Raw genomic sequence first — 25,109 nt, forward strand, 5'->3', positions numbered from 1 at the left:
TCACCCCCTTCGGAAGGAATGGCCGTGAGAAGAGATCCGCGCACCCTGCGAAGAGTCACCACGGCCGCCGCGGTGACGAGCATCGGGCTCGTCACGGCCTGCGGCGGCACCCCCCAGCCGGGTTCGTCCGGCGGCGGCGACCAGGACGTCATCACCGTCGCCAGCTGGGGTGGCCGGTTCAGCGAGGCGATGGTGACCGCGCTGGCCGAGCCGTTCACCGAGGAGACCGGCATCGAGGTGCGGGTGGTCGACAGCCCCGGCAACTTCGTCTCCCAGGTCCAGGCGCAGCACGAGGCCGGCGCCGTGCAGTGGGACATCATCGACAGCGCCGCCGCCTCCGACGCCCAGTACCTGTACGACCAGGGCCTGTTGCTGGACCACCCGGCGGCGCTGCGGTCCACCCTGGAGACCGAGCTGGGCACCGACAAGCTCACCGAGTACAGCTTCACCTTCGCCAACCACGCCTATGTGATCGCCTGCGCCGACGAGCGGGTCGAGCGCTGTCCCACCACCATCGAGGAGTTCTTCGACACCGAGGAGTTCCCCGGCCGGCGGATGATGCCGGGCGACGCCTCCTCCTACAGCCAGCTGATCACCATCCTCGGCCAGGCCACCGGCAACCCGGTGGACGCGGCGCTGCCGGTGGACATCGAGACCGCGCTGGACGAACTGCGCGGCATCAAGGACTCGGTGCGGGTCTGGTGGACCTCGGGCGACCAGATGGAACAGGCCCTCCAGCAGGGCGAGGCCGACCTCGGCTTCATGTACAGCGGGCGGGCCTTCAACCTGGCCGACACCGGCCTGGACGTGACCGTCAACTGGGCCGGCGTCTACACCCCAGGGCACACCGCGCTGGTCGCCGACGGCCCCAACCAGGAGGGCGCCGCCCGGTTCCTGGAGTGGATCGCCGAGCACCCCGAGGCGCAGGCCGAGTGGTCGCAGCTCATGAACTACAGCGTGCCGCACCCGGAGGCGCTGGCCGCGCTGCCGGCCGAGGAGGCCGAGCGGCTCTCCGACTGGCCCGCCAACCGCGAGCTGATCGCCGCCCAGGACGTCCCCTGGTACCTGGCGAACAAGCCGGAGATCGACCGCGGCATACAGCAGACCATCCAGGGCGGCTGAGCCCGTGTCCGGCACCACCGCCACCGAGTCGGCCGGGTCGGCCCGGCCGGCCCGGGCCGCCAAGCCGTGGGACCACCGCGCCAGCGCCACCACCGGGCTGCTGATGGCGGCCCCGCTGCTGCTCGGGCTCGCCCTGTTCGTCGGCTACCCGCTGCTGCGCATCTTCCTGGACGCCTCGTCGGGCGGCGACCTGTTCGGCCGCTATGCCCACGTGCTCAGTGACGGGGTGAGCCAGCGGGCGCTGTTCGCCACGCTGCGCACCAGCGCCGTGGTGGTGCTGGTCGCCACCGTGCTGGGCACCGCGCTGGCCTGGACCCTGCACGTCACCGAGCGGCGCTGGGTGCGGGTCGTGCTGTGGACGGTGGCCCTGGTGCCGTTCTGGCTCGGGGTGATCGTCAAGAACTACTCGATCTACCTGATGCTGTCGGCCAACGGCCCGGTCAACAGCGCGCTGCGGGCGCTGGGCCTGGCCGACGAGCCGGTCAACTTCCTGTACACCCAGACCGCGATCGTGGTGGGCATCGCCTACTCGCTGGTGCCCTACGCGGTCCTCTCCCTCTACTCGGCCTTCATGCACATCGACAAGGAACTCCTGCACGCCGCCCAGGCGTTGGGGGCCAGCCGGGTGCGCGCCCTGGCCACCGTGGCCTTCCCGCTGGCGCGCGGCGGGGTGGCGGCCTCGATGGCGCTGGTGTTCGTGCTGTCCATCGGCTTCTACGTCACCCCGATCCTGCTGGGCGGCGCCCAGACCCCGTTCATGGCGACCCAGATCTCGCAGCAGATCTTCAACCTGTACGACTACCCGGGCGCCGCGGCCAGCGCGGCGGTGCTGCTGCTGATCGCCGTGCTGGTGGTCGGCGGGGTCTTCGCGCTGGTCGGCGGCCGGACCGTGAAGGCGGCCCTCCGGTGAGGGCCGGCCGCGTCCTGGACCGGGCGCTGCGCGGCCTCGGGGTGACGGTCACGGTGCTGGCCGTGCTGTTCGTGCTGGCCCCCGTGGTGCTGACGGTGGTGCTGTCGTTCGCCAACGACCCGGGCATCAGCTTCCCGCCGGAGAGCTGGGGCACCGACCGCTGGACCGACCTGGTGACCAGCGAGAAGTGGCTGACGGCGCTTGGGCTGTCGGTCCGGCTCGGGGTGTGCAGCGCGCTGCTGACCCTGCTGGTCTCGGTGCTGGCGCTGCTGGCGATCCACCGCAGCCGGCTGCGGTTCGGCGAACTGCTGGAGGGCGTCAGCCTGATCACCCTGATCATCCCGGTCTCCGCGTACGCCGTCGCGATGTACGCGGTCTTCGCCCAGTACGAACTGCTCGGCACCTTCCACGGGTTGGTGGTGGCGCACGCCATGCTCTCGGTGCCGCTGGTGATGCTGGTCGGCGGGGCGGCGCTGCGCGGGGTGCCGGTCGAACTGGAGCTGGTGGCCATCACGTTGGGGGCCAGCCGGGTGCGGGCCTGGGTCGGCGTGACGCTGCGGCTGGCGCTGCCGGCGCTGGCCGGCGGCTTCGTGATGGCCTTCCAACACAGTTTCGAGGAGGCCGTGTTGATCAACTTCATCGGCGGTCCAGGGCTGGTGACCCTGCCCAAGGCCATCTTCGACTCGGTGCAGTTCGGCAGCGACCCGGTGATCACCGCCATCGCGGCGGCCATCGTGCTGGTCTCGTCGACCGTGGTGGCCGTCCCGCTCGCCCTGGCCAGAGGAGCCAAACGATGACCAAGACGGAACACCCGACCGGCGGCGGGACGAGACCGCCCGCCGTCGAACTGACCGGCCTGAGCAAGCGGTTCGGGGAGGTCACGGCGATCAGCGACCTCAGCCTCACGGCTGAGGCGGGAGAGCTGATCAGCATCCTGGGCGCCTCCGGGTCCGGCAAGACCACCCTGCTGCGGCTGGTCGCCGGCTTCGAGACGCCGACCACCGGGTCGATCCGGCTGCACGGCCGGGAGGTCGCCAGCCTCAGCCCGGCGGAACGGGAGATCGGCATGGTCTTCCAGAACTACGCGCTCTTCCCGCACCTCTCGGTGCGCCGGAACATCGAGTACGGCCTGCGGATGCGGGGTTGGAGCCGGGAGCGGCGGGTCGAGCGGTCCGCCGAGCTGCTGGCCCGGATGCGGCTGGACCAGCTCGGCGACCGGCTGCCCCGGCAGCTCTCCGGCGGGCAGCAGCAACGGGTGGCGATCGCCCGGGCGTTGGCCTACTCGCCGCGGCTGGTGCTGATGGACGAGCCGCTGGGCGCGCTGGACAAGGCGCTCAAGGAGAACCTGCTGGCCGAGATCCGGCGGGTGCACCGGGAGTTCGGCACCACCATCCTCTACGTCACCCACGACCGGGAGGAGGCGCTGACCCTCTCGGACCGGGTGGCGATCATGCGGGACACCCGGCTGGTGTGCTGCTCGCCCGTGCGGGAGCTGTACCTGGACCCGCCCAACGGCTATGTGGCCGGCTTCTTCGCCCAGGCCAACGTGATCCCGCTGACCCCCGGCGGGCCGGTCGCGCTGCGCCGGCGCGGCGCGGCGGACGCCGAGGTCGCCGTCGGCGAACGGCGGCACACCCTGGCGCTGCAAGGGGCCGCGGCGGCGGCCGAGACGCTGGCGCTGGCCATCCGGCCGGGCCAGGTGCGGCCGGCGGCCGGCGACGAGGACCTGCCGCTGCCGGGCACCGTCAGCGACCTGGTCTTCCTCGGGGACACCGTGCGGCTGCGCGTCGCGGTGCCCGAACTGGCCGAGCCGGTCAGCGCGTTGGCACCGGCGCACGCGGCGCTCGGGCTGGCCGTCGGGGACCGGGTCACCCTCGGCCTGCCGCGCGAGCACCTGCGGCTGCTGCCGGAGGGGTCATGAGCGGCGGCCGGGCGCCGGACACCGTCTTCCTCGGCGCCGGCGGGATCTGGGTGGGTGACACGGCCGGCGGCTACGTCTCCGGGCTGGCCGTCACCGACGGCCGGGTCACCGCGCTCGGCCCGGAGCGGGCGGTGGCCGCGCTGGCCGGCCCGGGCACCGAGCGGGTGGCGCTGGACGGCCGGGTCGTGGTGCCCGGCTTCATCGACGCGCACCTGCACGCCATCAAGGGCGGCATGGAGCGGCGCCAGTGCGACCTGCTGGCCGCCACCACCCTGGCGGACGTCCGCCGGCTCGTCGCCCGGTACGCCGCCGACCACCCGGAGCAGCCGTGGGTGCTGGGCGGCGGCTGGTCGATGGACCTCTTCCCCCGGGGCATCCCGCACGCCCGGCTGCTCGACCAACTGGTCCCGGACCGCCCGGCGTTGCTCTACAGCCGGGACCACCACACGGCGTGGGTGAACTCGGCCGCGCTGCGGCTGGCCGGCATCGACGCGGACACCCCCGACCCGCCCGGCGGCCGGATCGACCGGGACCCGGACGGCACGCCGTGCGGCGCGCTCCAGGAGCGGGCGATGTTCCTGGTCTCCGCGCTGCTGCCGGCGATCTCCGCCGAGGACTACCTGGCCGGGCTCGCCGAGGCGCAGCGCTACCTGCACTCGCTCGGCGTGGTCGGCTGGCAGGACGCCAAGGTGCTGCCCCGGCCGGCGGACGCCGAGGTGTACGCGGCGCTCGCCGACCGGGGCGGCCTGACCGCCCGGGTGGTCGGCGCCCAGTGGTGGGAACCGGACGGCGGCCTCGACCAGTTGGCGGCGCTGCGCACGGTGCGCGCCGAACTGGCCCGGCCCGGGCTGCGGTTCGACGCGGTGAAGCTGATGCTGGACGGCGTCTGCGAGACCCACACCGCCGCCCTGCTGACGCCCTACGTCAACGTGCCGGAGCCGGCCAACCACGGCATCTCCTACTACCGGCAGGGGGAGTTGGACGAGCTGGTCGCCGCGTTGGACGCGGCCGGCTTCCAGGCGCACTTCCACACCGTGGGCGACGCCGCCGTCCGGCAGGCGCTGAACGCGGTGGCGCACGCCCGCCGGGTCAACGGGGACTCCGGGCTGCGCCACCACCTCGCCCACGTGCAGGTGGTCCACCCGGCCGACCTGCCCCGGTTCCGGGCGCTGGGCGTCGGCGTCAACGCGCAGCCGCTGTGGGCCCGGCACGAACCCCAGATGACCGACCTGACCATCCCGCACCTCGGCCCCGAACGCACCGGCTGGCAGTACCCGTTCGGGTCGCTGGCCCGCAGCGGCGCGGTGCTCGGCATCGGCAGCGACTGGCCGGTGTCCACGCCGGACCCGCTGGCGCTGCTGCACGTCGCGGTCAACCGCACGCCGGTACCGCGCGACGGCCGGCCGCCGGCCGAGCCGCCCGAGGTCTTCCTGCCCACCGAACGTCTCTCCCTGAAAGCGGCCATGAACGCCTACCAGTCGGGCAGCGCCTACCTCAACCACTCAGAACACCGCCACGGCTCCCTTGAGTTGGGCAAACAGGCGGACACCGTCCTGCTCGACCGGGACCCGTTCGCCGACCCCGAACAGCTGTGGCGGGCCAGCGTCCTGGAGACCCGGGTGGCCGGACGGGTGGTGTTCGCGCGATGAGTTGGGCCCGCACCGCGCTCGCCGACGCCGCCCCCACCCCGTACTGGCTGGACACCACCCAGCCGGGCAACGGGCCCGCGCCCGCCACCCATCCGCGCCTGACCTCGCACGTCGAGGCCGACCTGGCGGTGGTCGGCGGCGGCTACACCGGACTGTGGACGGCGCTGCTGGCCAAGGAGGCCGACCCGACGCTGGACGTGGTGGTGCTGGAGGCCCGCACCGTGGGCGGCGCCGCCTCCGGCCGCAACGGCGGCTTCTGCGCCGCCAGCCTCACCCACGGCCTGGCCAACGGCCTGGACCGGTGGCCGACCGAGATGCGCCGGCTGGAGCGGCTGGGCATGGCGAACCTGGACGCCATCGAGGAGACCGTCACCCGGCACGGCATCGACTGCCAGTTCGAACGCACCGGGGAGCTGCGGGTCGCCACCGAGCCCTGGCACGTGCCGGAGCTGCGCGCCGGCGTGGCCGCCGCCCGCGAGGTGGGCATCGACCGGACCTTCGTCGACCAGGCGGAGACCAGGCGCCGGGTCAACTCCCCCACCTACCTGGGGGCGTTCTGGAGCCCACGGGACTTCGCCCTGGTGCACCCGGCCAAGCTGGCCTGGGGCCTGCGGGACGCCTGCGCCCGGCTGGGCGTCCGGTTCCACGAGCACTCCCCGGTGGTCGGCGTGGAGCGGGCCGACCGGGCCGGCGGCGCGCTGCGGCTGCATACCCCGTGGGGCTCGGTGCGCGCGCCGAAGGTCGCCTGGGGCACCGGCGCGTTCCGCGGCCCGCTGCGCCGGCTGCGCTCCTTCGTGGTGCCGGTCTACGACTACGCGATGGTCACCGAGCCGCTCAGCGCCGAACAGCTGGCCAGCGTCGGCTGGCGGGACCGGCAGGCCCTCGCGGACGCCGGCAACCAGTTCCACTACTACCGGCTGACCGCCGACAACCGGGTGCTGTGGGGCGGCTACGACGCCGTCTACCACTACGGCGACCGGATCAACGACCAGCTCGACCAGCGGCCGGAGACGTTCCTGACCCTCAGCGAGCACTTCTTCCGGACCTTCCCGCAGCTGACCGGCCTCCGCTTCACCCACACCTGGGGCGGCGTGGTGGACACCTCAAGCCGGTTCACCGCGCTGCACGGCCGGGCCTACGGCGGCCGGCTGGTGTACACCGTCGGCTACACCGGGCTCGGGGTGGCCGCCACCCGCTTCGGCGCCCGGGTGATGCTCGACCTGCTGCACGGCCGACGCACCGAACTCACCGAACTGACCATGGTGAAGCGCAAACCGCTACCGTTCCCGCCGGAGCCGCTGCGCTACGTCGGCATCGAGCTGACCCGCCGGGCCATCGCCCGGGCCGACGCCAACGGGGGCCGCCGCAACCTGTGGCTGCGCACCCTGGACCGGCTGGGCATGGGATTCGACTCGTGACCCGGCGCGGGCCACGGACCAGGCACGGACAGGAGTCAGGCATGTACCAGTACATCGACGGGGCCCGGGCCGCCGGCACCTCGGGCCAGACCGCGCCCATCGTCGACCCGGCGACCGGCGCGGTGCTGGCCACCCCGGCGCTCGCCGGCGCCGCCGACCTGGACCGGGCGGTGGCCGCCGCCGGCCGGGCGTTCCCCGGCTGGTCGGGCGCCACCCCGGGCGAGCGGTCGGCGGTGCTGACCCGGGCCGCCGAGCTGCTCTCCGGCCGGGCCGCCGAGCTGGCCAGCACGGAGACCGCGCAGACCGGCAAGCCGATCCGACTCAGCCGCGAGTTCGACGTGCCCGGGTCGATCGACAACGTGTCGTTCTTCGCCGGCGCCGCCCGGCAGTTGGAGGGCCGGGCCAGTGCCGAGTACTCGGCCGACCACACCTCGCAGATCCGCCGCGAGCCGATCGGCGTGGTCGGCTCCATCGCCCCCTGGAACTACCCGTTCCAGATGGCGGTCTGGAAGGTGCTGCCGGCCATCGCCGCCGGCAACACGGTGGTGCTCAAGCCGGCCGAGATCACCCCGGGCACCACGCTGCTGCTGGCCGAGACGCTCACCGAGGCCGGCCTGCCGCCCGGCGTGGTCAACGTGCTGACCGGCACCGGCCGCACGGTCGGCGCGGCGCTGGCCCGCCACCCGGGCGTGGCGATGGTGTCGTTCACCGGGTCAACCGCCGTCGGCCGGCAGGTGATGGCCGGCGCCGCCGCCGACGGCCCCAAGCGGGTCCACCTCGAACTGGGCGGCAAGGCCCCGTTCGTGGTGCACGACGACGCCGACCTGACGGCCGCCGTGCACGGCGCCGTCGCCGGCAGCCTGATCAACGGCGGCCAGGACTGCACGGCCGCCACCCGGGCCGTCGTGCACCGCTCGCTGCACGACGACTTCGTCGCCGGGGTCGCCGAGCTGTACGCCCGGGTCCGGATCGGGCGGCCGGCGGACGAGGAGACCGACCTGGGCTCGCTGATCTCCCTCGCCCACCGGGACCGGGTCGCCGGCCTGGTGGACCGGGCCCGCGGCCACGCCCGGATCGTCACCGGCGGCGCCGCCCCCGGCGGCGCGCTCGCCGCCGGCGCCTACTACCCGCCGACCCTGGTGGTGGACGTGGCGGCCGACAGCGAGATCGTCCGCGAGGAGGTCTTCGGCCCGGTGCTGACCGTGCAGCCCTTCGACTCCGACGAGGAGGCGCTGCGGCTGGCCAACGACACCCGCTACGGGCTGGCCGCCTCCGTCTGGACCAGGGACGTCTACCGCGCCGCCGAGGCCACCCGCCGGATCGCGGCCGGCTGCGTCTGGGTCAACGACCACATCCCGATCGTCAGCGAGATGCCGCACGGCGGCTACCGCGGCTCGGGCTTCGGCAAGGACCTGTCGGGCTACTCCTTCGAGGAGTACACCAACGTCAAGCACGTGATGCAGGACAACACCGCGAAGAGCGTCAAGCCGTGGCACCGGACCGTCTTCAGCCACTGACCCGCGCGGTGCTGACCGCCGTCGAGGAACGCCTCGACCACGGCACGGCGCGCGGCCTGGCGCACGCCGTGCGGCACGCGGTCCGCGACGGCGTGCTCAGGCCCGGCACCCGGCTGCCGCCGATCCGGCAGGTCGCCACCGAGCTGGCGCTCTCCCCCACCACGGTCAGCGCCGCCTGGTCGCTGCTGGGCGCGGCCGGCACCATCCGCACCAACGGGCGCGGCGGCACCGTGGTCACCGCCGGCTCCGAGCCGGGCCCGGTGCGCTACCGGCGGGCGCTGGCCGGCCCGGCCGCGCCCCGCCTCGACCTGTCCACCGGGGTGCCCGACCCGCGGCTGCTGCCCGACCTGAGCCGGGCCCTGGCCCGGGCGCGCGCCGGCGGCGGCCTCGGCTATTTGCACGAGCCGGTGCTGCCCGAGCTGCGGGCCGCGCTGCGCGCCGACTGGCCCTGCCCGCACGACGAGATCATGGTCACCGACGGGGCGATGGACGCCCTCGACCAGGTGGTGCGGGTACTGCTGCGGCCCGGCGACCGGGTGGTGGTGGAGGACCCGTGCTTCCCGCCGCTGGCCGACCTGCTGGAGGCGGCCGGCGCCCGGCTGGTCGGCGTGCCGCTGGACCCGGCCGGGCTCTGCCCCACCGCGCTGGCCGACGCGCTGCGCGCGCCGACGGCCGCGCTGTTCCTGCAACCCCGGGCGCAGAACCCGACCGGGATCTCCATGACGGAACGCCGCGCCACCGAGCTGACCCGGCTGGTCGGCGCCTCGGGCGCGCTGGTGGTGGAGGACGACGCGGCCGGGGCGGTGGCCACCGCCCCGGCGTTGAGCCTGGCCCGCTGGCTGCCGGAACGGACCGTGCACATCCGCAGCTTCGCCAAGTCGCACGGGCCCGACCTGCGGCTGGCGGCGATGAGCGCGCCCGCCGCGCTGACCAGGGACCTGCTGGCCAGACGGCAGTTGGGGCAGGGCTGGAGCAGCCGGCTGCTCCAGGGCATCCTGGCCGACCTGCTGACCGACCCGGTCGCCATCGCCGAGGTCGCGGCGGCCCGCGCCGTCTACGCCCGGCGGCGGGGCGCGCTGCTGGCCGCGCTGCGGGCGGCCGGCGTGCCGCTGGCGGCCGGCGAGACCGACGGGGTCAACCTGTGGCTGCCGGTGCGGGACGAGGCGGAGGCGCTGGCCCGGCTGGCCGCCGAGGGCGTGGTGGCCGCCGCCGGCGCCCCGTTCCACCTCCGCCCGGACGCCACCCCGCACCTGCGCATCACCACCGGCGCCCTGGACCACCCGGCGGCGGTGGCCCCCCTCCTGGCCACCGCCGCCGCGTAGCCGGCGTAGCCGGGGGCGGCAGGTACGGCGGGGGTGGTGGGGATGGCGCCGGCCCGGGCCGCCGGGCCCGGGGCCGGGCCCCGGGCCCGCGCCCCCGCCGCCGTCGGCGGTCAGGTGGTGGTCCAGCGGTCGGTGACCGACAGCGCCTCGTCGAGGATGGCCAGGCCCTCCCGGACCTCGTCCGCCGAGACGGTGCACGGCGGCACCACGTGGGTCCGGTTGAAGTGGGTGAACGGCCACAGCCCGGACCGGCGGCAGGCCGCCGTGAACGCGGCCATCGGCTCGGCCGCCGTCCCCGAGGCGTTGAACGGCACCAGCGGTTCCCGGGTGGCCCGGTCCCGCACCAGTTCCAACGCCCAGAACACGCCGAGCCCGCGCACCTCGCCGACCGAGGGGTGCCGTTCGGCCAACTCCCGCAGCCCGGGGCCGATCACCTCGGCGCCCAGCCGCCGCACGTGGTCCAGCAAACCCTCCTCGCGGAACACCTCGATGGAGGCGACGGCCGAGGCGCAGGCCAGCGGGTGCCCCGAGTAGGTCAGCCCGCCGGGGTAGGGCCGGTCCCGGAAGGTGTCGGCGATGGCGTCCGAGATCAGCACCCCACCCAGCGGCACATAGCCGGAGTTGACGCCCTTGGCGAAGGTGATCAGGTCGGGTGTGACGCCCCAGGCGTCCACCGCGAACCACTCGCCGCAGCGCCCGAAGCCGGCCATCACCTCGTCGGCGATCAGGACGATGCCGAACTCGTCGCACAGCTCCCGCACGCCGGCCAGGTAGCCGGGCGGCGGCACCAGGATGCCGTTGGTGCCGACCACCGGCTCCAGCAGCACGGCGGCGATGGTGTGCGGGCCCTCGACCTCGACGGTCTGCCGCAGGTGGGCCAGCGCCCGCTCGCCCTCCTCGGCCTCGTCCCGCGCGTGGAACGCCGACCGGTACGGGTAGGGCCCCCAGTAGTGGACCACGCCCGGCGAGCCGGGCTCGGACGGCCAGCGGCGCGGGTCGCCGGTGAGCGCGATGGCGCCGGCGGTCGCCCCGTGGTAGCTGCGGTAGGCGGCGAGCACCTTGTGCCGGCCGGTGTGCAGCCGGGCCATCCGGACGGCGTTCTCGTTGGCCTCGGCGCCGCCGTTGGTGAAGAACACCCGGTCCAGCCCGGCGGGCGCCACCTCGGCGATCAGCCGGGCCGCCTCGCTCCGCGCCTCGTAGGCGAACCCCGGTGCCAGCGTGGTGAGTTCGGCGGCCTGCCGCTGGATGGCGGCGACCACCCTGGGGTGCTGGTAGCCGATGTTGACGTTCACCAGCTGGGAGGTGAAGTCGAGGTAGCGGCGGCCGTCCAGGTCCCAGAAGTAGGAGCCGCTGGCGCGGGCGACGGGCAGCGGGTCGATCCGGCCCTGGGCGGACCAGGAGTGGAAGACGTGGGCCCGGTCCAGCCGGCGCACGCGGGCCGCGGCGCTCTCGGTCTGCGTGCTCTCGGTCTGCGTCATGGGGGCGCTCCTAGCGGGTCTGGGGGAAGCCGAGGTCCACGGCCGAGGTGGCGGGGTCGGGCCAGCGGGTGGTGACGACCTTGGCCCGGGTGTAGAAGGCCAGCCCCTCCGGGCCGTACATGTGCGCGTCGCCGAAGAGGGACGCCTTCCAGCCGCCGAACGAGTAGGCGCCGACGGGCACCGGGACGGGCACGTTGACGCCCACCATGCCCACCTGGATCTCGCCGACGAACCGCCGCGCGGCGCCGCCGTCCCGGGTGAAGACGGCCGTCCCGTTGCCGTACGGGTTGGCGTTGACCAGCTCGACGGCCTCCTCGAAGCCGGGCACTCGGACCACCGAGAGCACCGGCCCGAAGATCTCGTCCCGGTAGGCCGACATCTCGGGCGTCACGTGGTCGAGCAGCGAGGCGCCGAGGAAGAAGCCGGGGGCCGGCGGCTCGGCGTCCCGGCCGTCCACCAGCACGGTGGCGCCCTGCTCGGCGCCGGCGGCGACGTAGCCGGCGACCCGGTCGCGGTGCTCCCTGGTGATCAGCGGGCCCATGTCGACGCCCAGCCGCACGCCGGGCAGCCGGTCCGCGATCCGGGCCACGAGCGCGTCGCCGACCCCGCCGACCGCGACCGCCACGGAGAGCGCCATGCACCGCTCGCCGGCCGAGCCGTAGGCGGCCGAGACGATGGCGTCGGCGGCCACGTCGAGGTCGGCGTCGGGCAGCACCACCGCGTGGTTCTTGGCGCCGCCCAGCGCCTGGACCCGCTTGCCGTGCTCGGTCGCCGTCCGGTGCACGTGCCGGGCGACCGGGGTGGAGCCGACGAAGCTCACCGCCGCCACGTCGGGGTGGCGCAGCAGCGCGTCGACCGTTCCCGCGTCGCCCTGGAGGACGTTGAAGACGCCGTCCGGCAGCCCGGCCCGCTGCCAGAGCCGGGCCAGCAGCAGGGCGGCCGACGGCACCTTCTCGCTCGGCTTGAGCAGGAACGCGTTGCCCGCCGCGATGGCGTTCCCGCACATCCACAGCGGCACCATGGCGGGGAAGTTGAACGGCGTGATCCCGACGACCACGCCGAGCGGCTCGCGCACGCTGTGCACGTCGATGCCGCCGGCGGCCTCCGTCGAGTGCTCGCCCTTGAGCAGGTGCGGGACGCCGGTGGCGAACTCGATGTTCTCCAGCCCGCGCCGCACCTCGCCGGCCGCGTCGGCCAGCGTCTTGCCGTGCTCGGTGGCCACGGCGGCGGCCAACTCGTCGATGTGGCTGTGCAGTTGCTCCCGGAAGGCGAAGAGGACGGCGGCCCGCTTGGAGAGCGAGGCGCGCCGCCACCCGTCGGCGGCGCGCACCGAGTCGGCGACCGCCGTCTCGACGTCGGCCTCGGTGGCCAGCACGGTCTCCGCGATCCGCTCACCGGTCGTCGGGTTGTGGACGGGGGCGGTGCGCCCCCCGGGGCCGGCCACCGGCCGGCCGCCGATCCAGTGCGAGATGTGGCTGCTCATGCTCGCCATCCTGACCACCCGCTGGCGCCGGCTCAACGCCGCTATGTGCTGTCACAAACGGCCCTCGGGGGCCGCCCCGGCGGCGTCCCCGGTCAGCGGCCGCGCCTCGTAGCCCCAGCCCAGGGCGACGGTGCCGGCCAGCCGCCAACCGGCCGCCGCCGCCAGCCCGGCGACCACCCCCGGGGTGCGCGGCGGCGCCCCGGTCAACGCCAGCCGCAGCTCCCGCGCCTGAGCCGGCGGCGGGTCCGGGTCCGGGCGGCGGGCCCGGGTGCCGCTTCCGCTTCCGGGGTCCGGGTCCGGGTCCGGGTGGCGAGTCAAGGTCCAGGCCCGGGCCCGCGCGGGACGTCCGGGTCAGAACTGGTGCTCGCCGCCGTCGATGTCCAGGTTGGCGCCGAGGATGAAGCCGCTCTCGTCGGAGGCGAGGAAGGCCACCGCGGCCGCCACCTCCTCGGGGCGCCCCAGCCGGCCGATCGGCACGCCAGCGGCGAGCTCGGCCTTGCCGGCGGCCGCCCGCTCGGCGCCGAGGGCCTCGTCGACCCCCGGGGTGTCGATCGAGCCGGGCGAGACCGAGTTGACCCGGATGCCCCGGCCCTTCAACTCGTTCGCCCAGGTGCGCGCCAGCGACCGGACCGCGGCCTTCGAGGCCGCGTAGAGGCCGAAGTCCGCCCAGCCGTCGGCGGCCCGGATGGAGGCGTTGAGAATCACCGAGGCGCCCTCGTTGAGCAGCGGCACCGCCTTCTGCACGGTCAGCCAGGTGCCCCGGACGTTGATGTCGAAGTTCCGCTCGTACTGCTCCTCGGTGGCCGTCTCCAGCGGTCCGAGGACGGCCCCGCCCGCGTTGGCGAAGAGCACGTCCAGGCCCCGGCCACGGGCGCGGACCGTCTCGTAGAGCCGGTCCAGGTCGGCCGGCCGGGCGATGTCGCCCGGCACCGCGACGGCGGACGGCCCGATGGCCGCGGCGGTCGCCGCCAACTCGGCCTGGCGACGGCCGGTCAGGAAGACGTGCGCGCCCTCGGCGACCAGCCGGGCCGCGGTGGCCCGGCCGATCCCGGTGGCGGCCCCGGTGACGACGGCGGTCCTGCCCTCAAGCTTCCCCATGTGCCCAACTCTCCCGACTTCAGTATCGTTCGGTACCGAAGTAAGACCGTAGCCCACCAGGAAACCGATCGGTACAGAAGGGGCGGGTTCTGGCCACCCCACACCGGCGGCCCGCGCCCCGCGGCGCACCGACCGGCCGACGGAAGACCCCACCGGCCGGCCGGAGTCGGTCAGCCGGCGCGGGGGGTGAGCAGTTGGTCGACCGGCGCGAAGTCGTCGGTCAGCACCTCCGCGTCGCCGACCCAGTCGGCCAGCTCGGCGCCCGTGACGACCCGCCAGCCGGCGCCGCGCTCGGTCAGCCGCGCCGCCCAGGCCGCCGGGTCGAAGGGCGCGTCGGAGGCGACGGCGACGAAGTTGCCGCCGCCGGTGCCGTCGAAGGCGCCCGGCTCCGCCGCCAGCGCGACATGCGCGAACTCCGCCCGCAACGTGCTGACCGCGGCCCGGACGAAGGCCAGCTCGCCGTGGTCGATCATGTTGACCGCGTACCGGCCCTCGGGGCGCAGCACCCGCCCGATGTCGCCCACCGCCTCCCGGGTGGTCAGGTGCCAGGGCACGCTGACACCGCCGAACGCGTCGCCGACGACCAGGTCGCGGGAGTCGTCGGCGAGCCGCCGCAGCCCCAGCCGGGCGTCCTCCACCCGCAGCCGCAGGCTCTCGTCCGGCTCGACACCCAACAGCTCCTGGTCCAGCTCCAGCACGCCCGGGTCGATCTCGGACACCACGCTGACGGAGCCGGGACGCACCGCCTCCAGATAGGTCGGTATGGAGAGGCCCCCGGCGCCCAGGTGGTAGGCGTCCAGCGGCTCGCCGGCCGGGTACCCGGTGTCGACCAGGGAGGCGATCGCCTTGATGTAGGCGAACTCCAGGTGCTCCGGGTCGTCCAGGTCCACATAGGAGTGCCGCAGCCCGTCCAGCACGAGGGTCCGGCCGCTCTCCCGCTCCGGGTCGTCCTCGACCGCGGCGCAGTGGTAGCGCGTCTCCACGTCGCAGCCGCTGGGGACCGCCACTCCCCCGGCGACGCTGCCGCCCACGGCGACCCCGGCCAACAGGGCGCGTCGGCCCCGGCGCCAGTCCCGCAGCGAGGCGTCGACCAGCACGCCGGACACCACCAGCAGCACGCCGAGGCCGATCAGGATGGCGCTGACCGGGATCACCGAGACCAGCACGAAGCCGGTCAGCACGGTGCCCGCGATGCCGCCGGCGGTGCCGATCCCGGAGAGCCGCCCGACCACCGTGCCGGTCGTCTTCAGGTCCACCAGCAGCAGCTTGGTGACCATCGGGGTGACCGCCGTGAGCAGCGCGGCCGGTATGAACAGGCAGCAGCCGCCGACCAGTAGCGCCACCGTGCCGCCGGCCGAGCCGGCGAGCCGGACGAAGCTCGGGGTCAGCGCCACGGCCACCCCGGACAGCACCAGCAGCGGCCCCAACGCCCGCCGGGGCGGCATCATGTCGGCGGCCCGCCCGCCGGCCCAGGCGCCCAGGGCGATCGCCGACAGGGCGATGCCGATCACCGTGGTGTTCATCTCCAGGGTCAGCCCGACGTAGGGCGCCAGCAGCCGCAGCGCGACCAGCTCGACGACCAGCACCGCCGCCGACGACCCGAAGACCAGCACGGCGCCGGTACGGGGACCGATCCCCGGCGCGCTCAACGCCGCACCCCCGCGCCGCGGGCGCCCACGGCGCGCGCACGGAGGGCTGTGCCTGCTGACTGAGCATTCATGTCGACCTACGATCCGGTGATGCCAACGGGGCCCCGGGGGAGCCGCCGACCCTGGCCATGACGGCCACGCCGGGGGCGCCCCCACACGACTGGGCGAACACCCCCGTGGGCCCAGCACGTTCCCCATCCTGCCAGCCACCACTGACAGCGCCGGACGGTGCCCGGCGCACGACGAAGCGCCGGCGGTCACCACGACGGCGGAGCCGGCGATGAGTTCGCCGGCCCCCGGCGGTCCCCCCTCCGAACCGCGACAACCAACCCGTCGGGAGCACGGCATGGGCCGCATCCACATCGAGCTGTTCGCAACCCTCGACCTGGTCGGGCAGGCGCCCGGCAGTCCGGAGGAGGACCCGACCGGGTTCCCGTTCGGCGGCTGGCAGGCCCCGCTGTGGGAGGAGGTGGCCGGGGAGCAGGTCGGCGCCGCGTACGAGGGGACGGACGCGCTGCTGCTCGGCCGCCGCACGTACGACATCTTCGCCGCCTACTGGCCGCACCAGGAGGGCGGCCAGGACGACGACATCGCCACGCTCTTCAACCGGGTCCCGAAGTACGTGGCCTCCCGGGGCGAGCCCGACCTCTCCTGGGCCGGGTCCCGTCAGCTCGGCCCCGACCTGCCCGCCGCGGTGCGCGAGGTGCGGGAGCGGCACGAGCACATCAAGGTCGTCGGCAGCCTGGACCTGGTGCAGACGCTGCTGCGGGAGCGGCTCTTCGACCAGCTCGACCTCTGGGTGCACCCGATCCTGCTCGGCACCGGCAAGAAGATCTTCGACGGCGGCGTGGTGCCCGGCAACGTCACCCTCGTCGAGCCCCCGGCGGCCACCCCCAAGGGCGTCGTCTACCTGCGCTACGGCCGCGCCGAAGGCACCCCGGCGACGGGGGACCTCAGCGACCCCGACCGCGAGGACTGACCCCGCGTCGGGACAACGGACGGCGGACCGGGTCCGCCGTCCGTGTCTCGCCGGGTGGGCGTCGGTCTCAGCAGAGCCCTAGCCGGCGCAGGGTCCGGCGCTGGGTGGCGGACGGGGTGGTCGGGAAGTACAGGTAGCACACGCCGCCCGTACCGCCCCTGACCTGGCCGGACTCGTCGTAGCGCTGCGTCCGGAGCCAGATGTTCTCGAACTGGCGGCGCGGGTAGACCCGGCGGACGGCCGCGTTGGAGTCGCTGGCCGGGTCGTTGGCGATCACGTCGCCGTCGTCGGTGAAGCCGACCACGGTCATCAGGTGCCCCGAGGTGCCGTAGCCGGCGCCGTCGAGTTCGGCCTCGTAGAAGGACTGGGAGGTGATCAACGGGATGCCGGCCGCGATGAGTTCCTCCGCCTCGGTGAGCGAGGCGATCCGGGTGACCAGGCCCTCCAGGTCGGAGTAGGTGGCGGCGTAGGCCGCGTTGAACGGCCAGTTGCCGCACCCCTCGTACTGGTAGTCGAAGGTGAACCGGGCCGCGTGGCAGACCTGCGGGTCGTCGTAGTCGGGGTTGACCCAGGCCAGGTCCTCCGGGGCCGGGGCGCGGCCCCAGGACTCGATGATCATCTGGGAGGAGGTGGGGCTGCACCAGGCCTCGCCGCCGTTGTCGTACTCCGGGTAGCGGCCGACGTGGATGTTCTGCGAGTACGACGGCACGGTCAGCTCGACGCCGCTGGCCACGCCCGGCGTGCTGGCCGGGACCTCGAAGCGGGCGGGCACGTCGGAGGTCATCGCGCCGACCCGCCACACGGTGGGGGTGGCGCCGCTGTCGGGGGCCCGGTAGAGGGTCAGCCGCAGCTGGTAGGCGGCCAGCCGGGGGCCGGTGTCGGTGTCGACGATGGCGAGGGTGTCGGTCCAGACAGTGCTGACGCCGTCGCCCTGGCCGTCCACCGAGGTGCGGTGGATGTCGGTGTCGCCGGCGGCCCACACGCCCATGGTGTACCAGGAGCTCTGGCCACCGTCCGTGTAGTCGGCGCGGACCTCGATCCGGACGAAGGTGCCGGCCGGGGTGTCGGCGTTCCAGGAGGCGATCAGTTCGCTGCCCGGGGTGGTCGGCGCGTGGCGGGGGGAGAGCCAGGTGGCGTACTCGTAGGGGCGGGTGGTGCCGAGGTGCGGGTCGGCGTAGTCGACGGTGCCGGCCGGTTCGGCGATCCGCACGCCGGGGCGGGCGCCGGCGACGACGGCGACGCCGTCGGCGGTGCCGGCCCGCCAGTCCGCCGCGGCGGTCCAGGCGTGGTACTCGATGGTGGAGTCGGCGCGCGGCCGGCCGGGGCCGCGGCCCGGGCCCGGCGCGGCGGCGCCGGCGGCCAGCGCCGGGGAGGCGGAGAGCGCGGTCGCGGTGCCCACGGCCGCCATGGCGGCGGCCAGTACGGTGCGTCGAGAGGTGCTGGTCACGTGAGGGTCTCCCGGTGTGGTCGGCGAACGGGTCGGCGAACGCCCCGCCCGGGGGCGGCGGGGCGGCACGGGCGCGAGTGCGTACCACTATCTCGGCTCGCGGGCCTGACGACCAGTAAGGCCAGGCCCCGGGCCGCCACCAATATTGGTGTGCACCTGTGGCGGCGCTACCCTGACCGCGATGATCTTCGACGGTGGGCCGGCGGGCCGCCCGCTCCCGGGCGCGTGCCCCGGCGGCGGGCGGCCGGCCGCGTTGGCGGCGCGGCTGGCCGGGCTGGCGCCCTCGGTGGGCGGGGTGCGGCTGGTGGGGATCGACGGGCACGCCGGCTCGGGCAAGAGCACGCTGGCGCGGGCGCTGGCCGCCGAGCTGCCCGGCACGCCGGTGCTGCACCTGGACGACCTGGCCAGTCACGAGGCGTTCTTCGACTGGACGGATGTCTTTCTCACCCGGGTGGTCGCCCCGCTGGCGCGCGGCGAGGTCGCGCACTACCCCGTGTACGACTGGACCCGGCGCGCGTTCACCGCGAGCGCGACGCTGCCGCCCGCGCCCGTGGTGTTGGTGGAGGGCGTGGGCGCGGGCCGGCGCGCGGTGCGCCCCCGGTTGGCGCTGTTGATCTGGCTGGACGTGGCCCCCGAGGTGGCCTGGCGGCGGGGTCGGCGGCGGGACGGTCCGGCGCAGGCCGGGTTCTGGGACGCCTGGGAACGGGCCGAACTGCACCATTTTGCCGATGACCCGTCAAGACCCTTTGCGGATATCCTGATGACTTCAGGGGGAGACAGTCACCATGCCTGCGAATAAGGTCCACCGGATGCCAAGAGCGGGCGGCGGCACCCGTGCTGTGAGGAGTTCATGACTGCTGGCGAGCCCGGTTCCCCGGTCCCGTCTCCCATGGCGGACCTGGCCTGGCTGCGTGGGGTGGACGCCTACACGGCCGCCGCCTACCCCGAGGCCGAGGAGGAGTTCCGGGCCGCCGTGCGGGAGGACCCGGGGATGGCGGACGCCTGGCTCGGCCTGCACGCGTTGCGCACCGACGTGCCGGTGGCGTTGCGTCAGATGTACCGGAACCGGTCCCGGTTCGGTGAGCAACGCGCGCGCCACGGCCGGCCGTTGAGTTCCTGGTACTGGCTGGGCTGGTGGGTGCAGCCGGTGTTGGAGACGGAGCGGGACCTGGTCCTGGCGCACGCCTCGCAGTTACTGGACGGCCGGCGGATGTCGGAGCTGGACCGGGCGCTGGCCGAGTGCCCGGCCCCCGAGTCGGACGCCTACGCGCGTTTCCTGCACGCCTGCCGCTGCTATCTCTCCAAGGACTGGGAGGGCCTGTACCGGTACACGTCCTCGCTCACCGACGATCCACAACTCGGCGTCGAGGCCGGTCTGTTCGCCGGCATGGCCCGGGTGCGGCTGGAGATGTTCGACCAGGCGGAGCCGCTGTTGACGGCGGCGCTGATGCGCTGCCGCAGCGAGCAGCCGCAGCGCAAGGAGCTGCGCTACTGGCTGGCCAGGGCGCGGGAGGGCAGCGGCCGCAGCGCGGCGGCCATCCCGCTGTACCGGGCGGTGCAGCACGCGGACCCGGAGTTCATGGACACCGCGGTGCGGTTGACCGCGTTGACCACGGACGAGTCGGAGGGGCTGCTGCTCGGCGGGCTCGGGGACGTGGTCGACGAGCCGCCTGCGTCGGCGGACGGGGTGGAGGAGCCGCTCTACCCGGACCGGCGGGTGCCGTCGCCGGCGACCCCGGCCGGCGGCGAACGGCCCGGCGGCCCGGGCGACGCCAGGTACGGCGCCGAGCCGGGGCCCGGCGGCCAGGTCGGCGGCCAACCGCCGGCCCCGGACCAGGAGTTGCTGGCCGCGACGCTGGCCGAGCTGGACCGGATGGTCGGCCTTGAGCCGGTGAAGGAGCAGGTGCGGGCGCTGTCGGCGCAGCTGCGGATGGCGCGGCTGCGCTCCGGCCAGGGCCTGCCGGTGCAGCCGCCGAAGCGGCACTTCGTCTTCTCCGGTCCCTCCGGCACCGGCAAGACCACGGTGGCGCGCATCCTGGGCCGGGTGCTCTACGCGCTGGGCGTGCTCTCCCACGACCGGCTGGTGGAGGCCCAACGGGCCGATCTGGTCGGGGAGTTCCTCGGCCAGACGGCGGTCAAGGCGAACCGTCTGATCGATTCGGCGCTGGGCGGGGTGCTGTTCGTGGACGAGGCGTACAGCCTCGTGCACTCCGGCTACAGCAAGGGCGACGCCTACGGGGACGAGGCGCTCCAGGTGCTGTTGAAGCGGGCGGAGGACAGCCGGGAGCACCTGGTGGTGATCCTGGCCGGCTACCCGCAGGGCATGGACCGGCTGCTGGCGGCCAACCCGGGGCTGGGTTCCCGGTTCGCCGCCCGGGTGGAGTTCCCCAGCTACCGGCCGGACGAACTGACCGCGATCGGGGAGCTGTTGGCGGCCGAGCACGGCGACACCTGGGACCCGGAGGCGCTGGAGGAGCTGCGCAGCATCGGCGAGCACGTGGTGGCCGAGGGCTGGATCGACGAGCTGGGCAACGGGCGGTTCCTGCGCACCCTCTACGAGTCGAGCTGCGCGTTCCGGGATGTGCGGCTGGCCGAGTCGGGCACCTCGCCGACCCGGGCGGAGCTGGCCACGCTGCGGCTCTCGGACCTGATGCTGGCCTACGGCGAGGTGCTGGCCGGCCGGGGCCGCGCGCTGCCGACGGACGACGAGATGCCGCCGCTGACCTGATCGTCGGGCCCCGGCCGACGGTCAGGTCGGCGCGGTGGGCCGACGGTCAGGTCGCTTCGGGGGCCGCGCCCAGGCGGTCGACGAGGTCGCGCAGGGTGCGCGCGTCGGCCAGCGAGCGTTCCCTGGAGACGCCCGGCTGGATGGCCATCACCGGCAGCACCGTGCCGTCGGCCAGGTCCAGGGTGACCCAGGCGTCGCCGGGGCGGAGCGTGACCCGGACGATCTCGGGCCAGCTGAGCCGCCGCACGGTGGTCAGGTTCACCACCGTGACGCCGGCCTCGTCGGCGGTCACCCGGGGCCGGCTGAGCAGCGCGAGCATGGCGCAGACCAGCAGTCCGCTGCCGCTGACCGCGAGCCGGTCGCCGAGGCCCCAGCTGACCGCGCCGCCGGCCGGCAGCAGCACCGCGATCAGGGTGAGGATCGCCCAGGTGAGCAGGCCGATGGCCAGCAGCACCACCCGGGTGAGCGTCGGGCGGATGGTCAGCGGGAGCGTCGGCCTGGTCGTCACGGTCACAGCCGGGCCGCGTGGATGCCGGTGGTGAGGATGGCGCGGGCGCCCAGCTCGTACAGCTCGTCCATCACCCGTTGGGCGTCCTGGACGGGCACCATGGAGCGGACCGCGGCCCACTCCCGGTCGTGCAGCGGGGAGACCGTCGGTGACTCCAGCCCGGGGGTGAGGGCGACCGCCTTCTCCACCAACTCGGCCCGGATGTCGTAGTCCATCAGCACGTAGCGGCGGGCCACCAGGACGCCCTGGAGCCGGCGGAGGAACTGCTGGACCTTGGCCTCCTGCGCGGTGTCGCCGCGCCGGCGGATGACCACCGACTCGGAGTGGAGGATCGGCTCGCCGATGATCTCCAGGCCGGCGTTGCGCAGCGTGGTGCCGGTCTCCACGACGTCCGCGATGACCTCGGCGACGCCCAGCTGGATGGCGGTCTCCACCGCCCCGTCCAGGTGCACCACCGACGCCTTGACCTGGTGTTCCGCGAGGTGGGCGCTGACCACGCCGGCGAACGAGGTGGCCACCGTCAGCCCGTCGAACTCCCGGACGTCGGCGACCGTGCCGGGGGTGGTGGCGTAGCGCAGCGTGGAGGCGGCGAAGCCGAGGCACTTGATCTCCTCGGCGTCGGCGCCGGAGTCCAGCAGCAGGTCGCGGCCGGTGATCCCGAGGTCGAGCCGGCCCAGGCCGACGTAGATGGCGATGTCGCGCGGGCGCAGGTAGAAGAACTCGACCTGGTTCTCCGCGTCGATCAGCACCAGCTCCTTGCGGTCCTTGCGCTGTCGGTAGCCGGCCTCATGGAGCATGGCCGTCGCAGGCTCGGCGAGGGAACCCTTGTTCGGTACGGCGATGCGCAACATGGCAGCTTTCCTTCATCGTGACGAAACGTGCTGGTACTTCGGGGCGTTGCCGCGGGCGGCGCTTTGGGGCAGGGCCGGGCGCGGCGGCGACCAGGGTGGGGGACGGCCGGCACGGCGGTGGGCCGGTCAGAGGTGAGCGTATACGTCCCGCAGGGAGATGCCCCGGGCCAGCATCATCACCTGAAGGTGGTAGAGCAGCTGGGAGATCTCCTCGGCGGTGCGCTCGGCGCCCTCGTGCTCGGCGGCCATCCACACCTCGGCGGCCTCCTCGACGACCTTCTTGCCGATGGTATGGACCCCGGCCTCGACCAGCTCGGCGGTGCGCGAGGTGGACGGGTCCCCGGTGGCTGCCTTCTGCTGGAGTTCAGCGAAGAGCTGCTCGAAAGTCTTGTTGGCCATGGTGTGGCCAAGCCTACGGCGTGGGCGGCACCGGCCAGCGCCCGGGTTCCACCGCGGCCCGGAGCACGGCGGCGGTGGCGACGGCCGCCGAGGCGGCCTCGTGCCCCTTGTCCTCGGCGGAGCCGGGCAGGCCGGCCCGGTCCAGGGCCTGCTGCTCGGTGTCGCAGGTGAGGACGCCGAAGCCGATGGGCACCCCGGTGTCCACGCCGACCCGGGTGAGGCCCTCGGTCACCCCGGCGCAGACGTAGTCGAAGTGCGGGGTGCCGCCCCGGATGACCACCCCGAGCGCCACCACGGCGTCCATCCCCTGCCGGGCCAACACCCCGGCGGCGACGGGCAGTTCGAAGCTGCCGGGGACCCTGAGCACGGTGTGCCCGGTGACCCCGAGCTCGGCCAGGGCGCGCTGGGCGCCGTCCAGCAGCCCGTCCATCACGGTCTGGTGCCACTGCGCGGCGATCACGGCGACCCGGAGGTCGGTGGCGTCGCTGATGGTCAGTTCTGGGGCGCCGGCGCCGCTCATGAGGTACTCCTCGGCTCGCTCACGATGAGGGGGGCCCACACAATGCGTGTGGGTCATATCAACACACGGTAACGCGGTGAAGCTGTCGGGCCCGGGTGCCGGCCCGGCCAGCCGAACAGGGCCGGCACCCGGGGGTTCAGGTGTTGGCGCAGGCCGGCATCCGGACGGCGTCCAACCAGGGCAGGTCGTGCCCCATCCGGTCCCGCTTGGTGCGCAGGTAGCGGAGGTTGTGCTCGCCCGGCGAGACGGGCAGCGGCAGCCGGTCGGTGACCCGCAGGCCGTGCCGGGCGAGCGAGTCCGCCTTCGCCGGGTTGTTGGTCAGCAGCCGCACCGAGCGCACGCCCAGGTCGGCCAGGATCCGCGCGCCCACCGTGTAGTCCCGGGCGTCGGCCGGCAGGCCCAGCTCCAGGTTGGCGTCCAGGGTGTCCCGGCCGCGCTCCTGCAGCTCGTAGGCCCGCAGCTTGGAGAGCAGCCCGATGCCGCGCCCCTCGTGCCCGCGCAGGTAGAGCAGCACGCCGCGGCCCTCCTCGGTGATGCGGTCCAGCGAGGCCGCCAGCTGGGGGCCGCAGTCACAGCGCTGGGAGCCGAAGATGTCGCCGGTCAGGCACTCGGAGTGGACCCGGACCAGCACGTCCTCGCCGTCCCCGAGGTCGCCGGCGACCAGCGCGACCTGCTCGGGGCCCTCGACCGCCGAGCGGTAGCCGTGGGCCCGGAAGGTGCCGTGCCGGGTGGGCAGCGCGGTGACCGCCTCGCGGCGCACCCCGGCCGCCTCCGGAACCGGCTCGCCGGTGGGGTGTTCGGCCTCGGCCGGCGGGGACTGGCGGGCGGCCAGGTGGTCGACGAGGTCGGCGATCGAGATCAGGGCCAGGCCGTGCCGCGTGGCGAAGGACCGCAGCCCCGGCAGCCGGAGCATGGTGCCGTCCTCGTCGGCGATCTCCACCACCACGGCGGCCGGCCGCAGCCCCGCCAGGGTGGCCAGGTCGACACCGGCCTCGGTGTGCCCCGGCCGCTCCAGCACCCCACCGGGCCTGGCCCGCAGCGGGAAGACGTGGCCCGGGCGGGCGAAGTCGCCCGCGGTGGCCGACGGGTCGGCCAGCAGCCGGATGGTGGCGGCCCGGTCGGCGGCCGAGATGCCGGTGGTGACGCCGTGCTCGGGGCCCGCGTCCACCGAGACGGTGAACGCGGTCGCCATCGACTCGGTGTTCCGCGCCACCATCTGCGGCAGCTCCAGCCGGTCCAGCTCGTCGGCGGCCATCGGCACGCAGATCAGGCCCCGGCACTCGCGCATCATGAACGCCACGATCTCGGGCGTGACCAGCTCGGCGGCCACCACCAGATCGCCCTCGTTCTCCCGGTCGGCGTCGTCCACGACGACCACCGGACGGCCCAACGCCAGGTCGGCGACGGCCCGTTCGACGGAGTCGAGGGGCGGGGCGACCGGGTCGGCGGGGGTGGGCGCCCCCAGGGTCGGCTCGGTCACGGTCATGCCGGTGCTCCTTCCAGACTCGGTGCGGCGGGGGTACTTGCCTGCTCGGCCCGGGAACGCAGCCACCAGTCCCGCATCCCCCACAGCACCAGGAACAGGTAGACGACGTAGACCAGGCCGGAGAACGGCAGCCCGCTGCTGAACGCCAGCGGCACGCCGACCACGTCCACCAGCAGCCAGGCGAACCAGAACTCCACCAGGCCCCTGGCCTGGGCGACCATCGCGACCAGCGTGCCGACGAAGATGTAGGCGTCCGGCCACGGGTTCCAGGACAGCTCGGGCACGGCGGTGAACAGGCCGCCCACCAGCAGGGTGCCCACCACGGCGCCGGCGGCCAGCGCGCCGCGCTCCCGCCAGCTGGCGAACCGGACGGTGATCTGGCCGTCCCCACTGTCCTGCCGGCCGACCCGCCACTGCCGCCAGCCCCACAGGGCGACGACGATCACCAGCAGCTGCTTGCCGACGCCGCCACCCAGCTCGGCCGCGCTGTAGGCGGCCACCAGGATCAGCCCGGAGAGCAGCTGCACCGGCCAGGTCAGGATGGACCGCCGCCAGCCGAGCGCCAGCGCGGCCAGCCCGGCGAGGTTGCCGACCATGTCGGACCACATCACGGTCTGCCCGAAC

Annotated in this window: 23 protein-coding genes; 11 read left to right on the forward strand and 12 right to left on the reverse strand. The window is 74.4% G+C overall.

Annotated elements, in window-relative coordinates; translation table 11 throughout:
* Window positions 1–24: 24 nt before the first annotated feature.
* From RM844_RS21365 to RM844_RS21400, 8 genes are read left to right on the forward strand one after another with little or no spacing between them, the layout of a single operon-like run.
* Complete coding sequence (locus RM844_RS21365; protein WP_311668930.1) at window positions 25–1,122, forward strand: extracellular solute-binding protein; 1,098 nt, start codon at window positions 25–27, stop codon at window positions 1,120–1,122.
* 4 nt (window positions 1,123–1,126) lie between these two features.
* Window positions 1,127–2,032, forward strand: coding sequence for an ABC transporter permease (locus RM844_RS21370; RefSeq protein WP_311668931.1), 906 nt, complete (start codon window positions 1,127–1,129; stop codon window positions 2,030–2,032).
* Complete coding sequence (locus RM844_RS21375; RefSeq protein ID WP_311668932.1) at window positions 2,029–2,829, forward strand: ABC transporter permease; 801 nt, start codon at window positions 2,029–2,031, stop codon at window positions 2,827–2,829. The genes RM844_RS21370 and RM844_RS21375 overlap by 4 nt, the downstream gene beginning before the upstream one ends.
* Window positions 2,826–3,953 carry an ABC transporter ATP-binding protein gene (locus RM844_RS21380; protein ID WP_311668933.1) on the forward strand — a complete coding sequence of 376 codons (1,128 nt, stop codon included), beginning with the start codon at window positions 2,826–2,828 and terminating at the stop codon, window positions 3,951–3,953. The genes RM844_RS21375 and RM844_RS21380 overlap by 4 nt, the downstream gene beginning before the upstream one ends.
* Complete coding sequence (locus RM844_RS21385) at window positions 3,950–5,602, forward strand: amidohydrolase (RefSeq protein ID WP_311668934.1); 1,653 nt, start codon at window positions 3,950–3,952, stop codon at window positions 5,600–5,602. The genes RM844_RS21380 and RM844_RS21385 overlap by 4 nt, the downstream gene beginning before the upstream one ends.
* Entirely contained in the window at window positions 5,599–7,020 is a 1,422-nt protein-coding gene (locus tag RM844_RS21390; RefSeq protein WP_311668935.1) for an NAD(P)/FAD-dependent oxidoreductase, read from the forward strand. Before RM844_RS21385 ends, RM844_RS21390 begins: the two co-directional genes overlap by 4 nt.
* Window positions 7,021–7,061: 41 nt before the next feature.
* Window positions 7,062–8,537, forward strand: a complete 1,476-nt coding sequence (locus RM844_RS21395; RefSeq protein WP_311668936.1) for a gamma-aminobutyraldehyde dehydrogenase — start codon at window positions 7,062–7,064, stop codon at window positions 8,535–8,537.
* Window positions 8,510–9,859: an aminotransferase-like domain-containing protein gene (locus tag RM844_RS21400; RefSeq protein ID WP_311668937.1), complete on the forward strand. Its 1,350-nt coding sequence runs from the start codon at window positions 8,510–8,512 to the stop codon at window positions 9,857–9,859. The genes RM844_RS21395 and RM844_RS21400 overlap by 28 nt, the downstream gene beginning before the upstream one ends.
* Before the next feature lie 110 nt (window positions 9,860–9,969).
* On the opposite strand, the gene RM844_RS21405 is transcribed toward RM844_RS21400, so the two are convergent.
* From RM844_RS21405 to RM844_RS21425, 5 genes are all read right to left on the reverse strand, one after another.
* Complete coding sequence (locus RM844_RS21405; RefSeq protein WP_311668938.1) at window positions 9,970–11,337, reverse strand: aspartate aminotransferase family protein; 1,368 nt, start codon at window positions 11,335–11,337, stop codon at window positions 9,970–9,972.
* 10 nt (window positions 11,338–11,347) lie between these two features.
* The gene (locus tag RM844_RS21410; RefSeq protein WP_311668939.1) at window positions 11,348–12,820 is read right to left on the reverse strand and encodes a CoA-acylating methylmalonate-semialdehyde dehydrogenase; all 1,473 of its coding nucleotides are present in this window, start codon (window positions 12,818–12,820) and stop codon (window positions 11,348–11,350) included.
* 51 nt (window positions 12,821–12,871) lie between these two features.
* On the reverse strand, window positions 12,872–13,138 hold the full coding sequence (locus tag RM844_RS21415; RefSeq protein WP_311668940.1) for a hypothetical protein: 267 nt from the start codon (window positions 13,136–13,138) through the stop codon (window positions 12,872–12,874).
* Between the two features lie 33 nt (window positions 13,139–13,171).
* Entirely contained in the window at window positions 13,172–13,918 is a 747-nt protein-coding gene (locus tag RM844_RS21420) for an SDR family NAD(P)-dependent oxidoreductase (protein ID WP_311668941.1), read from the reverse strand.
* A 170-nt stretch (window positions 13,919–14,088) separates the two neighbouring features.
* Window positions 14,089–15,567, reverse strand: coding sequence for a fused MFS/spermidine synthase (locus tag RM844_RS21425; RefSeq protein WP_311668942.1), 1,479 nt, complete (start codon window positions 15,565–15,567; stop codon window positions 14,089–14,091).
* Between the two features lie 346 nt (window positions 15,568–15,913).
* Between RM844_RS21425 and RM844_RS21430 the strand changes: the two genes are divergently transcribed.
* Window positions 15,914–16,546, forward strand: coding sequence for a dihydrofolate reductase family protein (locus tag RM844_RS21430; protein WP_311668943.1), 633 nt, complete (start codon window positions 15,914–15,916; stop codon window positions 16,544–16,546).
* Between the two features lie 67 nt (window positions 16,547–16,613).
* On the opposite strand, the gene RM844_RS21435 is transcribed toward RM844_RS21430, so the two are convergent.
* A complete protein-coding gene (locus RM844_RS21435) occupies window positions 16,614–17,954 on the reverse strand; it encodes a peptidase C39 family protein (RefSeq protein ID WP_311669055.1) in 1,341 nt (446 codons plus the stop codon).
* A 220-nt stretch (window positions 17,955–18,174) separates the two neighbouring features.
* Here RM844_RS21435 and RM844_RS21440 point away from each other — a divergent pair, with 220 nt between their 5' ends.
* Window positions 18,175–18,792, forward strand: coding sequence for a uridine kinase family protein (locus RM844_RS21440; RefSeq protein WP_311668944.1), 618 nt, complete (start codon window positions 18,175–18,177; stop codon window positions 18,790–18,792).
* Between the two features lie 51 nt (window positions 18,793–18,843).
* Window positions 18,844–20,721 (forward strand): AAA family ATPase, encoded by a 1,878-nt coding sequence (locus RM844_RS21445; protein WP_311668945.1) that lies wholly within the window; start codon window positions 18,844–18,846, stop codon window positions 20,719–20,721.
* A gap of 46 nt (window positions 20,722–20,767) precedes the next feature.
* Here RM844_RS21445 and RM844_RS21450 read toward each other — a convergent pair whose 3' ends face one another.
* The 6 genes from RM844_RS21450 to pnuC form a co-directional block, all read right to left on the reverse strand.
* The gene (locus tag RM844_RS21450; protein ID WP_311668946.1) at window positions 20,768–21,235 is read right to left on the reverse strand and encodes a PH domain-containing protein; all 468 of its coding nucleotides are present in this window, start codon (window positions 21,233–21,235) and stop codon (window positions 20,768–20,770) included.
* Window positions 21,232–22,080, reverse strand: coding sequence for an ATP phosphoribosyltransferase (hisG, locus tag RM844_RS21455; RefSeq protein ID WP_311668947.1), 849 nt, complete (start codon window positions 22,078–22,080; stop codon window positions 21,232–21,234). Before hisG ends, RM844_RS21450 begins: the two co-directional genes overlap by 4 nt.
* Before the next feature lie 126 nt (window positions 22,081–22,206).
* Entirely contained in the window at window positions 22,207–22,479 is a 273-nt protein-coding gene (locus RM844_RS21460) for a phosphoribosyl-ATP diphosphatase (protein ID WP_311668948.1), read from the reverse strand.
* A 13-nt stretch (window positions 22,480–22,492) separates the two neighbouring features.
* Window positions 22,493–22,999: a 6,7-dimethyl-8-ribityllumazine synthase gene (gene ribH, locus RM844_RS21465; RefSeq protein ID WP_311668949.1), complete on the reverse strand. Its 507-nt coding sequence runs from the start codon at window positions 22,997–22,999 to the stop codon at window positions 22,493–22,495.
* A 136-nt stretch (window positions 23,000–23,135) separates the two neighbouring features.
* The gene (locus tag RM844_RS21470; protein ID WP_311668950.1) at window positions 23,136–24,485 is read right to left on the reverse strand and encodes a bifunctional 3,4-dihydroxy-2-butanone-4-phosphate synthase/GTP cyclohydrolase II; all 1,350 of its coding nucleotides are present in this window, start codon (window positions 24,483–24,485) and stop codon (window positions 23,136–23,138) included.
* The gene (gene pnuC / locus RM844_RS21475; protein WP_311669056.1) at window positions 24,482–25,093 is read right to left on the reverse strand and encodes a nicotinamide riboside transporter PnuC; all 612 of its coding nucleotides are present in this window, start codon (window positions 25,091–25,093) and stop codon (window positions 24,482–24,484) included. The genes RM844_RS21470 and pnuC overlap by 4 nt, the downstream gene beginning before the upstream one ends.
* Window positions 25,094–25,109: the final 16 nt, after the last annotated feature.

Source organism: Streptomyces chisholmiae, from assembly GCF_031845445.1.
Classification (GTDB): Bacteria; Actinomycetota; Actinomycetes; order Streptomycetales; family Streptomycetaceae; genus Streptomyces; species Streptomyces chisholmiae.

What these genes read in the sequence shown, in the direction of transcription:
- RM844_RS21380 (WP_311668933.1), top strand. Translation starts at nt 2,826, where the DNA reads ATGACCAAGACGGAACACCCGACCGGCGGCGGGACGAGACCGCCCGCC.
- RM844_RS21385 (WP_311668934.1), top strand. Translation starts at nt 3,950, where the DNA reads ATGAGCGGCGGCCGGGCGCCGGACACCGTCTTCCTCGGCGCCGGCGGG.
- RM844_RS21390 (WP_311668935.1), top strand. Translation starts at nt 5,599, where the DNA reads ATGAGTTGGGCCCGCACCGCGCTCGCCGACGCCGCCCCCACCCCGTAC.
- RM844_RS21395 (WP_311668936.1), top strand. Translation starts at nt 7,062, where the DNA reads ATGTACCAGTACATCGACGGGGCCCGGGCCGCCGGCACCTCGGGCCAG.
- RM844_RS21405 (WP_311668938.1), bottom strand. Translation starts at nt 11,337, where the DNA reads ATGACGCAGACCGAGAGCACGCAGACCGAGAGCGCCGCGGCCCGCGTG.
- RM844_RS21410 (WP_311668939.1), bottom strand. Translation starts at nt 12,820, where the DNA reads ATGAGCAGCCACATCTCGCACTGGATCGGCGGCCGGCCGGTGGCCGGC.
- RM844_RS21420 (WP_311668941.1), bottom strand. Translation starts at nt 13,918, where the DNA reads ATGGGGAAGCTTGAGGGCAGGACCGCCGTCGTCACCGGGGCCGCCACC.
- RM844_RS21430 (WP_311668943.1), top strand. Translation starts at nt 15,914, where the DNA reads ATGGGCCGCATCCACATCGAGCTGTTCGCAACCCTCGACCTGGTCGGG.
- RM844_RS21435 (WP_311669055.1), bottom strand. Translation starts at nt 17,954, where the DNA reads ATGGCGGCCGTGGGCACCGCGACCGCGCTCTCCGCCTCCCCGGCGCTG.
- RM844_RS21440 (WP_311668944.1), top strand. Translation starts at nt 18,175, where the DNA reads ATGATCTTCGACGGTGGGCCGGCGGGCCGCCCGCTCCCGGGCGCGTGC.
- RM844_RS21445 (WP_311668945.1), top strand. Translation starts at nt 18,844, where the DNA reads ATGACTGCTGGCGAGCCCGGTTCCCCGGTCCCGTCTCCCATGGCGGAC.
- hisG (WP_311668947.1), bottom strand. Translation starts at nt 22,080, where the DNA reads ATGTTGCGCATCGCCGTACCGAACAAGGGTTCCCTCGCCGAGCCTGCG.
- RM844_RS21460 (WP_311668948.1), bottom strand. Translation starts at nt 22,479, where the DNA reads ATGGCCAACAAGACTTTCGAGCAGCTCTTCGCTGAACTCCAGCAGAAG.
- ribH (WP_311668949.1), bottom strand. Translation starts at nt 22,999, where the DNA reads ATGAGCGGCGCCGGCGCCCCAGAACTGACCATCAGCGACGCCACCGAC.
- RM844_RS21470 (WP_311668950.1), bottom strand. Translation starts at nt 24,485, where the DNA reads ATGACCGTGACCGAGCCGACCCTGGGGGCGCCCACCCCCGCCGACCCG.
- pnuC (WP_311669056.1), bottom strand. Translation starts at nt 25,093, where the DNA reads ATGTGGTCCGACATGGTCGGCAACCTCGCCGGGCTGGCCGCGCTGGCG.